Annotated in this window: 9 protein-coding genes, 1 tRNA gene and 1 pseudogene; 3 read left to right on the top strand and 8 right to left on the bottom strand. The window is 44.7% G+C overall.

Translation table 11 applies throughout. The annotated features are described in order from the left end of the window. The 3 genes and pseudogenes from MHN32_RS10290 to MHN32_RS10280 all read left to right on the top strand — a co-directional run. Positions 1 to 235 (top strand): annotated as a pseudogene (locus MHN32_RS10290) (hypothetical protein); the annotation flags it as partial. A gap of 70 nt (positions 236 to 305) precedes the next feature. Beyond that, positions 306 to 2,699 carry a TOMM precursor leader peptide-binding protein gene (locus MHN32_RS10285; protein ID WP_239421659.1) on the top strand — a complete coding sequence of 798 codons (2,394 nt, stop codon included), beginning with the start codon at positions 306 to 308 and terminating at the stop codon, positions 2,697 to 2,699. A 9-nt stretch (positions 2,700 to 2,708) separates the two neighbouring features. Beyond that, complete coding sequence (locus tag MHN32_RS10280; RefSeq protein WP_239421658.1) at positions 2,709 to 3,671, top strand: Gfo/Idh/MocA family oxidoreductase; 963 nt, start codon at positions 2,709 to 2,711, stop codon at positions 3,669 to 3,671. Positions 3,672 to 3,884: 213 nt separating this feature from the next. Here MHN32_RS10280 and MHN32_RS10275 read toward each other — a convergent pair whose 3' ends face one another. The 8 genes from MHN32_RS10275 to MHN32_RS10240 all read right to left on the bottom strand — a co-directional run bounded on the left by MHN32_RS10275 (position 3,885) and on the right by MHN32_RS10240 (position 12,675). Beyond that, positions 3,885 to 4,499 (bottom strand): FKBP-type peptidyl-prolyl cis-trans isomerase, encoded by a 615-nt coding sequence (locus MHN32_RS10275; RefSeq protein WP_010604796.1) that lies wholly within the window; start codon positions 4,497 to 4,499, stop codon positions 3,885 to 3,887. 119 nt (positions 4,500 to 4,618) lie between these two features. Then, entirely contained in the window at positions 4,619 to 5,002 is a 384-nt protein-coding gene (locus MHN32_RS10270) for a hypothetical protein (RefSeq protein ID WP_010604797.1), read from the bottom strand. 53 nt (positions 5,003 to 5,055) lie between these two features. Continuing rightward, a tRNA-Ser gene (locus tag MHN32_RS10265) sits at positions 5,056 to 5,146 on the bottom strand. A 90-nt stretch (positions 5,147 to 5,236) separates the two neighbouring features. Next, positions 5,237 to 5,608, bottom strand: coding sequence for a hypothetical protein (locus MHN32_RS10260; protein WP_010379077.1), 372 nt, complete (start codon positions 5,606 to 5,608; stop codon positions 5,237 to 5,239). 234 nt (positions 5,609 to 5,842) lie between these two features. Beyond that, positions 5,843 to 8,893 (bottom strand): efflux RND transporter permease subunit, encoded by a 3,051-nt coding sequence (locus MHN32_RS10255; protein WP_172439979.1) that lies wholly within the window; start codon positions 8,891 to 8,893, stop codon positions 5,843 to 5,845. Between the two features lie 45 nt (positions 8,894 to 8,938). Next, on the bottom strand, positions 8,939 to 9,976 hold the full coding sequence (locus MHN32_RS10250) for an efflux RND transporter periplasmic adaptor subunit (RefSeq protein WP_010604799.1): 1,038 nt from the start codon (positions 9,974 to 9,976) through the stop codon (positions 8,939 to 8,941). A gap of 198 nt (positions 9,977 to 10,174) precedes the next feature. Beyond that, a complete protein-coding gene (locus MHN32_RS10245) occupies positions 10,175 to 11,185 on the bottom strand; it encodes an L-threonylcarbamoyladenylate synthase (protein WP_239421657.1) in 1,011 nt (336 codons plus the stop codon). 107 nt (positions 11,186 to 11,292) lie between these two features. Beyond that, positions 11,293 to 12,675, bottom strand: a complete 1,383-nt coding sequence (locus MHN32_RS10240; protein ID WP_010604801.1) for an NAD-dependent succinate-semialdehyde dehydrogenase — start codon at positions 12,673 to 12,675, stop codon at positions 11,293 to 11,295. Positions 12,676 to 12,799: the final 124 nt, after the last annotated feature.

Raw genomic sequence — 12,799 nt, 5'->3', positions numbered from 1 at the left:
CAGTGTGTTACTTGCCAGCCAACACAATGTGTTTTATGTCAACCGCAGTGTGTTACTTGCCAGCCAACACAATGTGTTTTATGTCAACCGCAGTGCGTTACTTGTCAGCCGACACAGTGTGTGTTGTGTCAACCCTCAGTTAATCACTTTCAAGGTGCACAATTGTGTGCCGGAAGTAACCCAACATACCAATGTTATACCTGTACACCAGGTCCAACCTATTGCTGTATGTTGAGTGCAGTTCAAGGATAAAGACATTAGTGAAGCCTCTTTATCGGGGCTTCCATAACTTACAGAGGATGCATATGAATAAAGATAAAATAAGGCTATCACCTGCCGCAAGTATCTTACCTAACGATGAGGGAGTATTGTTACGCTCTGATCTTGGAGACTTTCAACTCCACGGAAAAGACATAAGTACTTTTGTTGACGACATTATTCCTTTATTAAATGGTGACTTTGGCCTCAATGAGATTGCATCACAAATAACGCAATACTCTAGCGCTAGTGTTGAGCAATTATTGCGCTTATTGGAGCAAAAAGGTCTCATTGAACGCGTTGTTATCAACTCAACCTCAGCTCCTTGGCCTGAACAATACCGCTTTATTAACGCGTGGCAAAATGAGGCAAAGCGTGATCCACGAACACTCCAGAATAACCGTATTCTGTGTATAGGGTTAACGCCTTGGGCGATGCCTATGCTAGAAGAGCTGTTAAATGCTGGCGTGGGGTATATTCATATTCTTGATGATGCTAATTGTACTAACCAAAGTGGCTATTATCATCATGCAGTTAATCACCTGCCAAGTAATACTACAACGGTCGATGCCTTCACAGACTACCTAAAGCAACGCTTTGTTCACTCAGAAGTTAGTGCACAAACTGCCGAACTGAACTCCCCATTAGATGAAGTTATTCTTCAAAACTGGGATCTGGTTGTTATTTCTCTGCCATCGGACTCGCTCAGTGCGCATACCAACATCGCCACGCATTTAGCTAAGCTTGCACTACCTACTTTTTACGTCTCAATTGATGGACTAACCGGGCATGTAGGTCCATATGTTACCAATCAAGGCGGTGGATGCTGGAACTGTTTACGACTGCGAAAACTTGGCACTGCAATAAATCCGCAAACTGCACACAAGATTGATGAGATCACGAATAAAGCACATTCCGGCGCTCGAGCCCATTCAATTTTAAGTAGTATGTCAGCATCAATCGCAATGCAGGCTGCAACTGATATACAAACCATTTTGTTACAGTACACGCAATCTGTGCTGCAAAATACTACCAGAACAACCAATTTGGTTAGTGGAGAAAGCTCGCTCCACCCTATTATTCCAGTCCCTGAATGCGCAGTATGCTCTGGCCCAAGCGAACAAGATATCTCTTCCTGCAATAAGGCGTTACCAGCCATTTCTGAATTAAAGACAGTTGAGCAATTTAAAACAATGATGCGAGGTTGGGTTGACCCTGAATTTGGCGTGATAAAACAACTAACGGGCCATGCCCCCCACTTGCCTGAACTCCCTGTCACCGCATCTGCAAGCCTAAGTAGTTTTACAAGTGGTAAGTTTGATCCGAGAACACAAGGCCAAGTTGGTTCAGGCAAAGGATTAGACTCGCTTTCAGCTCATATTAGTGCCGTGGGTGAAGCGCTTGAACGTTATTCAGCAGCGAGATACGATATTCGTAACTGTCGTTATGCCACGGTAAATCAACTTCAAGGAGACTATGTAAACCCAGCAGATCTGGTCCTCTATTCTCCCGAGCAGTATGCAACACCAGGATTTCCCTTTAGCAAATGGCGAAGTAAACAAAAAATTCATTGGGTTGAAGGCAATTGGATTGGTACAAACCGCGCTACTTGGGTCCCCGCTTTAGTGAGCTACTTTAATTTTAGTTGCCCTTATGAAGAACAATTCAGTCAAGTTTCTTCCAATGGCTTAGCGGCAGGTAAAGATAACGAAGATGCGGCTATCAGAGCCTGCTTCGAACTCATTGAAAGAGATGCAATGATGCTTACCTGGTACGCCCAACTCCCTTGTACTAGATTAAATGCCGACTCCTTGCTAACTGGCAAGTTGAAGCTCATGGTAGAGTCAATAACACAACAAGGCATCGCGCTGGAGTTGTACCTTCTCGACGTCGGCATCCATATCCCAACGGTGGTTTGCCTTGGTCTAGGCGATGGCATCACCACGCCTGCGGTATCAGTTTCATTAGCAACCCATGACAACATCAATGTGGCTGTCACCAAAGCATTATTAGAGCAAGGTCATGTTATGCCCTATCTTTGCAGCCTAATGCAGAGTGGGCATAAAGCTCCACAAACCGTAGAACAGGTCAGGACGTTAGAAGATCATGCCGCGTTTTATTTCTCTAACGCGCACTTATCCACCTTTAACTTTATGAGACAGCCTAAATCTGAAGCTAAACCGCTATCATGCTGGCCTTATCCTACTCTTGAGGGAGCCGCAGATCTAAGACAGCGCATTACCAAAGCGGGGGTTGATATTGCCATTGTTGATGTCACTGCTTCAGACGTTGCATTAAGTCCATTTAGAGTGGCTCGAGCTGTTGGTGTTAATATGCAGCCCATTCACTTTGGCGAACAATTCAAGCGCATTGACAACCCAAGATTGCATAAACTCTTGGCTGGCCGCGCGGTTAACTTGTATCCACACCCCATTGCATAAGGACTCGCTATGAAAGTTTTAGTATGCGGAACCAATTACGGTGCTACTTATATTCGGGCATTACAATTTCAAAATACGGGATTGATGCTCAGTGGCATATTGTCAACTGGTAGTCTTCGCTCAACACAGTACGCTCAGTCCTTTGCCGTACCACATTACACCAATGCAGAGCAGATAACAGACAAACAAGTGGATATTGCTTGTGTGGCTATCGCTGGCGATGCCGGTATTGAGATTACTATCGCACTATTAGAAAAACATATCCATGTAATTTGTGAACATCCAATTGGGCCGACCTCGATGGCACAGGCACTAGCAGCTGCCAAAGCTAATGGTGTTAGATTCTGGGTGAACGCCCATTTCGCTGATCTGTACCCTATTCGCTCTTTCTATGACAACTACTTCAGTGCCGCAGCACATGGCCAATGTATGCATCTAGACCTCGCCGTCAACCTCAGGACACTATATTCGGGAATGGATTTAATTTGTCGTCTATTTACCGACGAAGTTGATGTGGCAGTTGCCATTCAACCCAAGGCTACTCCGAGTGCGTTTGCTAGTATTTTGCTACAACGCGGGACAATGTCCATTTCGCTGCTTTGTCAAAACTTTGCGTCTGAGTTTGATGATGGCTCAGCAACATTTATCAATCATAGAGTCTCAGCCATATTTAACCATGGCACATTACTGCTAAGCGATACTTATGGTCCATTAACTTGGTTACCATCACCTATCACTATGTCTAGTAAAGAGTGGCGAAGCCACTACCTGCTGGAGCAACATGCGTTTACGGTGAATGAAATAATGACATTGCGCGATAAAGCCAACTTAGCCGTACTTGAACAATTTAAAGCCGTGATCTATGGCGACAGCGTCTGTCCCCATTTTCAAACACCTGACTACCTAACTGCATTAGCCAAGCTTTGGGAGAATGTGTATTTAGTATTGAATGGAAGCAATGAGGCGGGTTAAAGAAAATATGTCGAAAAAGTAATAACAGCTAGCGTAGCTCAGTGACCCATTTTGAGGCGATAAAATCTTGTCGATAGCACAGCTGTGGGCAAGGTAGCGACGTCTGTGTCAGCAAGGTAAAAGTTTTTGTTATTTTAGTTGCTCAATTTGAGGGAATATTAAAGCTAAATGGAATAATAGAGTGGATCCAACAGATCCACTCAAAGCATAGACTTAAAGTACGTCTAGTAGCTCAACGTCAAAGATCAACGTTGAGAAAGGCGCGATTGCAGCACCCGCACCACGCTCACCGTACGCAAGCTCATGCGGTACGTATAGACGCCATTTAGAACCTGCTGGCATCATTTGAAGTGCTTCAGTCCAACCTTTGATCACGCCATTTACTGGGAATTCAGCTGGTTGACCGCGCTCGTAAGAGCTGTCAAATGTAGTACCGTTGATTAGAGTACCGTGGTAATGAACACGTACTTTTGAATCTTCAACAGGCTTATCGCCTTCGCCAGTTTCAACTACTTCATACTGAAGACCAGACTCAGTTACTGTTACTTCAGCACGCTTTGCATTTTCTTCTAGAAATGCAACACCTTCAGCTGCTAATACTTTCGCTTCTTCTTCACGACGCTGTTGGATTTCAGCATTGATCTTCTCAAATGCTGCTTGAATTTCAGGGATCTCAACGCGGAAGCTGTCACCAGCATAAGCGTCTTTCATACCTTCGAATACAGAGTTAAGGTTTAGACCTTCAAAAGGGTTTGCTTTAAGTTGCTCACCCATTTGTAAACCAATACCGTAGCTCGCTTTATCTGCGTCTGTGTTGAATTGAGACATAGTCTTTCCATATTTTTTATTAACAAGAACCTTAGATTGTATCACAGCCAAAATAGGCAAGATACCGGAGCTGCTTGATTATCAAGCAGTCGAGCTATTCGTCGGACACAAAAAAACCGCTAACTAGCGGCTTTCTCTTCGGCATATTGTTTGAGTTTTTTCATTACAAAGGTTGCAAATGGCAGCAATAATACAAGCCCAATATTAAGCTCATCACTGTACTCTCCCAAGCTACCAACAAAGTAGTGTCCAAATCCAACCACACCAAATAATGCAATAACTACACTGGCGATTTCTGGCCAGGATTTTTCATATTTAGTGATCAGATGACCAACAAGGCAATTGAATAAAAAAACATGCAGCAGCGTCATCGTAATATCAGGGTCTTGTTGCGAATCAATCGACAACGTTAGCGCCATATTTAGGCCGCTAAGATAAAAATAACTAAATACAATCCAAATAGAACTATGTTTTATTATTGCCATGTTACTAGCCGCAGACATACACGCCTCCAAACGAAAAAAACCGCCATTTGGAGGCGGTTTTGGGAATGAGGTGGCGGAGAGATAGGGATTTGAACCCTAGATACGCTATTAACGTATGCCGGTTTTCAAGACCGGTGCTTTCAACCACTCAGCCATCTCTCCGTTGTTGGCGCGCATTTTATGGAGTTATCCATCGGTTGTAAAGCACTATTTCGATTTTTGCATTCAAAAGCGCAAATAATAGCCGAATAATCAATAATATTGCTTTGGCCTTTTGGCAATGTAAGCAAAAATACAACTGGCGATAACCATTGCAATCACGATGATCCCCGAATCAATCATACCAATGACTGCGTTTTTTGCAGGCAGCACTTTTTCAATGATAACCGGAATAGATGAAAACAACACAACGGTACTGAGCACTTTGAATGCTCTGGAAAAATCAAACCGCTTAGTGTAACTCATCCATGTTGTTAGTAATCCTAATACCAAAATAGGCGCTAATAGCCCCATCCATATCTCACTGGTATAACTCGATAATGCAACCGTTGCCGTGCATCCTATCAAGCTCCAAATAATCCAGGCGGTCCAATTTTCCCGTTCTTTTAAAAATAAATTACCCATGACACATCTTCTTTCAATTAGCTTGTTATTTTTATTATTGTTATAGAAAACAGGATTTACTGTCTTAGAGTAGCAAACATACTGGCTATAAAACAACCACATCGGTTGTGACAGTTTAAACAATGAAAAGTTCAACAAAAAGTATCAAAGAATGTGTTACCACAACATTAATCGCTGTATAAAAAAAGCGCAGCTATTGCTGCGCTCACCTTACTTTATTTTTACCCGCGGAATTTAACTTTCAGCTTTATCAAGTTCATCCACTAATAATTTGGTTTCATCCGCCCTCGGTTTTGTAAATCTCGCTAAACCGAGATAAACGACAGGTGTGAGGTAAAGCGTAAAGAAAACCGCTAAGCCTAATCCGCCAAATACGACCCAGCCGATTGCATTTCTCGACTCAGCACCTGCGCCTACCGATAAAATCAATGGTAAAGCACCAAGCAATGTGGACACCAAAGTCATCATAATAGGACGCAAACGGATCACTGCTGCTTCTTCAACGGCTTGTCTTACTGACCGTCCTTTGTCACGTAACTGATCAGCGAACTCAACTAACAAGATGGCATTTTTAGCAATTAAACCAATCAACATCACTAAGCCGATTTGCGAATATATGTTTAGCGAGGTTCCAGTAAGATACAAAGCCAATATGGCGGAGGTGATCCCAAACGGAACTGTGATCATAACTACAACGGCACTATTCACGCTTTCAAATTGTGCGGCAAGTACGAGCAATACAATTAAGAACGCCAGCACGTAGGTAAGTAACACTTCGTTGGCCGTTTCTTCAAACGTTAACGCTTCCCCTTTAAACGCCAGCGTCACGCTGTCGGGTAAACTCTGATCTGCTAGCGTTCGTAATTTTTCAACCACTTCTGCCATAGGCATGTCTTCTGGCTGTTTCATATCCAGCTCGATACTACGACGCTGCGCATGGCGTTCAAGCTCGGCAGCTACGCCCTCTTCTACAATAACGGCAAGGCTACTTAGCGGAACCAATGCACCAGAGCGGCTGCCAACATAAAGGTTAGCCAAATCACTTGGGTCTCTGATGGTATGGTTTTGAGCCTGCAGCATAATTGGTATGGATTGGTCGCCAACATTCAAATCAGCAACATCATCTCCATTAATGGCCGCCCTAAGTGTCGTTGAGATATCACTCAAACTAACGCCGAGCTCTTCAGCTCTTCGACGGTCAATGTTTACGCGCAGCTGAGGTTGTGAGGGTTGATAAGAGATTTGCACCGGAGCCACGTCTGGCATTTCTTTTTCAACCAAAGCCGCAAATTGTTGCGCTGCTTTAAAGATCTCTAAATAGTCGTTACCAAGTAGCGCAAGCTCGATACCACCACCTTGGCCTCTTAGGTTTAAGCTATTTGCACCAAAGGCACGAGCAGGTGCACCTGGTATATTACCAAGCGGTCCTCTGATCTTATCGATAATTTCCTGTTGCGAGAAATGACGTTCATCCCAATGCTTTAATGGCACAGTGATAAATACAATATTTGGATCCCACTGACCGACAACCGTATAGATTGACTCTATTTCTCCGCTTTCTACAAAGGGTAATAAGATGTCCTCCATCTGTTTGGCCTGTCTATCCATAAAGTTAAGACCAACACCGTCAGGCCCTCTTGCGAAAATGCGAATTTTACCTCTGTCTTCAGATGGCAAAAGCTCATTATCCAATTGCGAATAGAGCGCACCTGATAGGCTCGCAATAACCACAAATACACCAAAGGTTAGCCATGCATGGTCAAGTACCCAGTGGATCGTACCGCGATACATTTCTGCGAGTTTCACACCAATACTCGAAAATAGATGCTTTTTGCTATCTTGCTTTACTTTTAACTTAGATGTTAATGCTGGCACCAATGACAGTGCCACAAATGAAGAAATAATCACGGCACCAGCTAACACGCCACCAAACTCCCTGAACAATCGGCCCGCAGTCGAGGGTAAAAAGGCAATCGGTACGAATACCGCAGCAAGTACTGCGGTTGTCGCGACTACAGCAAAGAAGACTTCTCTTGTCCCAAGTACCGCCGCGGCGCGACGACCTATCCCTTCGCCACGACGACGCTGAATATTCTCACTAACAACAATCGCATCATCGACGATAAGTCCAGTGGCCAACACAAGTGCTAGCAAGGTTAAAATATTAACAGAGAAGCCAAGCGCCCAGATCAGCGCCAAAGAGCCGATAAGCGCGACCGGGATTGCAAAAGCTGGAATAAGCGTCGCACGCCACGAGCCGATAAATACCCAAAGGGTGAATACCACCAGCAATATGGTTATCACTAACGAGCTCAAGACTTCGTCTACGGATGAGCGAATAAACTGTGCATCATCGGAGGTGACGAATAGCTCGAGATCTGGAAAGCGTACTTTTATCTTATCGACGAGCTGTAGTACTTCATCTGAGATTTCAATGGTATTAGACTGTGCTTGGCGAATGATCTCAAGACCGATTACAGGCTCTCCGTCAAGCCTCACCATAGAGCGAGGATCAGCCGGCCCAAAATACACAGAGGCAATATCCCCCACCCGAGTCTCACCACGAATGATGATATCACTCACCTGCTCAGCGGTTACTGAGGTGGCATCGGCACGGACAATCAGCTGTTGATCGTCTGACTTTAAACTGCCTGCAGGTACATCAAACGGGGCTTGTCTAAGCGCCGCAGCAACATCCGGAACGGTTAGATTAAAGCTTGTCAGTTTTAACGGATCAAGTCTTACGCGCAGCACTCGCTCTCTATCACCGTTCAGGCGCACATCGGCAACGCCTGGAATAGTTAAAAACTGCGGCGCTAAGTCTTTTTCTACTCGCTCGGTCAATCCTTCAAGTGTTAAAGAGGCACTACTTACAGTTAAAGACACCACTGCTTCTGCGTCATTATCCGCTTTAATAATGGACACCCGTTCAACTTCTTCAGGTAGCTCTCTTTGTACTCGAGAAACGGATTCGCGTGTTTCGTTTGCTGCATCGTCTAGGTTAATGCCCGGACGAAATTCAACAACAATCCGTGCATTATTCTCTTCACTTTGTGCACGAATGCTTTTTACACCACTGACACGCGCAACAGCCCCCTCTAACTTACTCGTTACTTCGGTGTCGACAGTCTCAGGTGAGCCCCCAGGAAACGATGCGGACACCGTTAAACGCGGCCTATCTACATCGGGCAGTTCACGAACTTCAACGCCGGCCAGTGCAGCAATACCTGCAATAATAATCAATAAATTTAATACAACGATTAATACCGGACGGCGAATAGCCATCGACGGTAAATCTTGTAACTGTGGTAACTCCGGTTTAGTCACGATTTATTCCTTCGCCAGTGCATTCGTCACCGCAATTTCTTGCCCAGGACGAAGACGTTGCACCCCTTCTACAACTAATAACTCTCTTGCAGCCAAATCGCCTGATACCAGCAATTTACCCGGCAACCGCTGTTGGATTTTGACATCTATACGCTTAGCTTTGCCATCTACTTCTTTCCATACATAAGGACCTGTTGCGCCCCAAAGCAGTGCGGCTTCAGGAATAACGGCAAACTCTTCACCCAATACCGTTAGCGATACTCTAAAGCTCATTCCAGGCAAAAAACGGTCATTGCGGTTTTCAAAGATGGCTTTGATTTTTAGTGTGCGGGCTGTTGGGTCTATTCTAGAGTCCATTTGCGCTATCTTTGCGTCGATCCGTGTTGAATTATCATTCCAAGGTGTCAGCAGCACGCTATCGGTCGATTTAAGCATGCCATACGCCGATTCTGGTGCCGCAAATTGAACATACAACTTATCAAAGTTATCGATACTCGCAATCGCGGTTTGGGTGGTAATACGATCTCCAACCTCAACGTCGGTGAGTCCCATTACGCCAGAAAAAGGGGCGATCACTTGGCGGTCTTCTAATTCATTCTTAGCTTGGATCAAGGCGACCTTTGCTAAGTCTCTGTCCGTTACCGCTTTATCTAATTCATTAATTGGGACGGCGCCGCGCTTTTGGCTATCGGTTAGACGGTCGACGGTGCGCTGCGCATCTGCAAGACGAATTTTAGCTTCTTCAAGCGCCGCTTTTTGGCGGCGTGAGTCTAGCTCCAATAGCAAAGTACCCGCTTTAACCTGATCGCCCGGTTTAAAATGTACCGCAGTCACCCTATCACCAATTGCGGGATATAAAATAACCGATTGAATAGCTTCAGCATTACCTACTGCTTGAATTTGCTGGCTACTGCTTTCGAATTGAATAGGCTCTGCAATCACTTGCGAAGGTTTGGCCAAAGCGGCATTAGTTATCAGCATAGTGGCCGTAAAAACCACCAAGCGCGTTACTTTACACATATTAACCTTAATAATTTCCATTGTTCTTAGCTATATTTGAGTGTAACAGTTAATCACTCACATCAAGATAAACTATTCGATAACACACAGGATAAGTGCGATAAGATGCAGTATGCCTTGCAGCGTTTCAAAGGCAAGATAAGCCCATGTAAAGTAAGGTAAAGTTATGTAAAGATTGAGGGAGAGTGAGGCGCAATAGACTACCGCGCCAAATCATGACTATTGTGCGGCCGCGCGCATCAGTCTATCGTTAACATCACGCCACTCGGGCGCCGTTGGTGGTGCTTCCAACAAAATCTCGGTTGCACTTGATTGGTCCAATTGATGTAACCCGTGATAAAGGCCCTGCGCATACTTGGCTTTGTCAGCACCAAGTTTCAGATCCACCAGCTCGTTGTTTGCTGAATTCTCAGAGATCATTCGCTCTATTTGTGATGAATAATACAACACACCGGTATTCGCTTCGCACTGGCCGCTTAGGCGAGCAACTAACTCTTCCGTTGACAACAGGGTAAGCGGTTTGCTTGGTTGATAATGGGCTTTTACGTTACCAGGGACGGCTACAGTGTGCACATCGGGCTCGTCTACTTCAATATTGAGCACCGCTTCAAGTGCAGCTTTAGTAATAGGGCCTGCTCGCAAGATCCTCGGTGTGTCTGAAGATACATCGAGGATCGTTGACTCAAGTCCTACTTCACATGAACCGCCGTCTAACACAGCCGCTATCTTGCCAGACAATCCAAACAACACTTGCTCGGCGGTGGTTGGACTAATTTTTTTGTAAGGATTGGCAGAGGGCGCAGCAAGTCCGGAGTTAATGTGCTGCAATAATGCTAGCATTGCAGGATGATTTGGCACACGTATACCCACGGTTGGGTGGCCGCCTGTGACTACATCGCTCACATGTGCTTGCTTTTTGGCAACGATCGTCAGTGGTCCCGGCCAAAACGCATCAGCTAAGGCATCAAAATAGTCTGGCAATGTTTCCACCCACTCAGTGACCAAAGACTTGTCAGCGAGGTGTACGATTAGCGGGTGATCAGCTGGGCGTCCTTTTGCTGCAAAGATTTTTTTTACCACATCGGGTTGCCTTGCATCTGCTGCTAAGCCGTAAACGGTTTCTGTTGGAACCGCAACAAGGTGACCATCACGTGCAAGTTCAGCCGCTTGCGCCACTGCGCTTGGATCGGTTGCCAATAAATGTAAGGTTGTTAAGCTTGCTTCGCCCACGTGTCTTTCTCAGTGTAAAAAATGGACGCGAATTATAACCAATTTAAAATGCAAAGAGCCAGTATTACTGACTCCAGCGTAAAAACTAACATCAAGAACGGTTTGCGTTATTCAGCGCTTGCGACCATTACGGTTTTCACGTTAACAAACTCTTTGATCCCAAAGCCACCATGCTCTCTACCATAGCCACTGTCTTTAACACCACCAAACGGCAAATTTGGTTGGGCCAGCGAATAACCGTTGATATTCACCATGCCAGTATCAAATTCCTTGATAGCAAGCTCTGTGGCACGTTGAGTGTCTTCAGAAAAAATGCCACCACCTAAACCATAGCGTGAATCATTAGCTACCATCATCGCCTCAGCCTCATCATGCACACGAATTAGCGACGCCACAGGGCCAAAGAGTTCATCATCATAAGCCGGCATACCGGGTTTGACGTCTTCCAAAATGGTGACAGGATAATAAAACCCCTGTTGCTTTGGAATTTCTCCACCAAGTGGACAAGTCGCTCCCGCCTTAACGGACGCTTCAACTTGTTGGTGTAATTCATCACGTAAATCTTTACGCGCCATAGGACCTAAGTCGGTGTCTGCTGCGGTTGGATCTCCCACCTTAAGCTGCTTAAACCCAGCCACAAAAGCCTCTCTAAATTGGTCATAAATTTCATCAACGATAATAAAGCGCTTCGCTGCAACGCAGGTTTCACCGTTGTTGACAATACGACCTTGAATACACGCGGACACTGCTTTATTAATATCAGCGTCTGCCAGCACCACAAAGGCATCGTTACTACCTAGCTCTAGGACGGTTTTTTTAGAAAGCTCAGCAGCTTGTTTGGCAACTTGTTTACCTACTTTATCGCTTCCGGTAAACGTAACACCACGAATATATGGATTCTTTATCAACTCGCTTGCTGTCTCACCATCAATTAACAGTGATTGATAGCAACCTTTTGGAAAACCGGCTTCTAAATACAGCTCTTCAATTAATTTAGCCATACCAAATACATTTGAGGCATGTTTCATTACCGTGGTATTACCCGCCATCACGTTCGAAACACTGTATCTGATAACCTGATAAAGCGGAAAGTTCCAAGGTTGTATTCCTAAGATCACGCCTATTGGTTGATAAGTGATAATGGCATGTCCCTGCTCAAATACCCGATGCTCGTCCTGTAATTCTTTTTCGCCATGCTCAGCGGTATATCGGCAAATTTCAGCACACAAGGAAACTTCCTGTTCACCCTGCTCCGTCACTTTGCCCATTTCCTCGGTCATCAGTGAGACTAACTTGGATTTATTTTGCTCAATTAAATCAGCAAGCCTGTTTAGCTTTTGTGCTCTTTGCGTAAATGTGGTTTTCTTCCAAAATGAATAACAGTCATTGGCTAAGTCCACCGACTTTTGCGCCTCGTCCAAGCTCATTAACGTATATTCATTAACGGGTTGCTCTGTCGCAGGATTAATTGTGGTTACCGTATTTGACATCATAAAGCTCCTTCAAAAATTTAACGGCGTAAATCAATTTTTAGATTTACAGTGATAGCCTTTGAATAAGCAAGGAAGGCACCAATCTGAGAATAATGAATATCCCATTGATTATTATGAATTA

This window comes from Pseudoalteromonas sp. Of11M-6, from assembly GCF_022347905.1.
Taxonomy (GTDB): domain Bacteria; phylum Pseudomonadota; class Gammaproteobacteria; order Enterobacterales; family Alteromonadaceae; genus Pseudoalteromonas.
This window is presented reverse-complemented; position numbering and strand designations above follow the sequence as displayed.

Bases quoted from the DNA above. Each gene is read 5' to 3' on its own strand.
- MHN32_RS10280 (WP_239421658.1), top strand. From the start codon at position 2,709: ATGAAAGTTTTAGTATGCGGAACCAATTACGGTGCTACTTATATTCGG.
- MHN32_RS10240 (WP_010604801.1), bottom strand. From the start codon at position 12,675: ATGTCAAATACGGTAACCACAATTAATCCTGCGACAGAGCAACCCGTT.
- MHN32_RS10250 (WP_010604799.1), bottom strand. From the start codon at position 9,976: ATGGAAATTATTAAGGTTAATATGTGTAAAGTAACGCGCTTGGTGGTT.
- MHN32_RS10270 (WP_010604797.1), bottom strand. From the start codon at position 5,002: ATGTCTGCGGCTAGTAACATGGCAATAATAAAACATAGTTCTATTTGG.
- MHN32_RS10285 (WP_239421659.1), top strand. From the start codon at position 306: ATGAATAAAGATAAAATAAGGCTATCACCTGCCGCAAGTATCTTACCT.
- MHN32_RS10255 (WP_172439979.1), bottom strand. From the start codon at position 8,893: ATGGCTATTCGCCGTCCGGTATTAATCGTTGTATTAAATTTATTGATT.
- MHN32_RS10275 (WP_010604796.1), bottom strand. From the start codon at position 4,499: ATGTCTCAATTCAACACAGACGCAGATAAAGCGAGCTACGGTATTGGT.
- MHN32_RS10260 (WP_010379077.1), bottom strand. From the start codon at position 5,608: ATGGGTAATTTATTTTTAAAAGAACGGGAAAATTGGACCGCCTGGATT.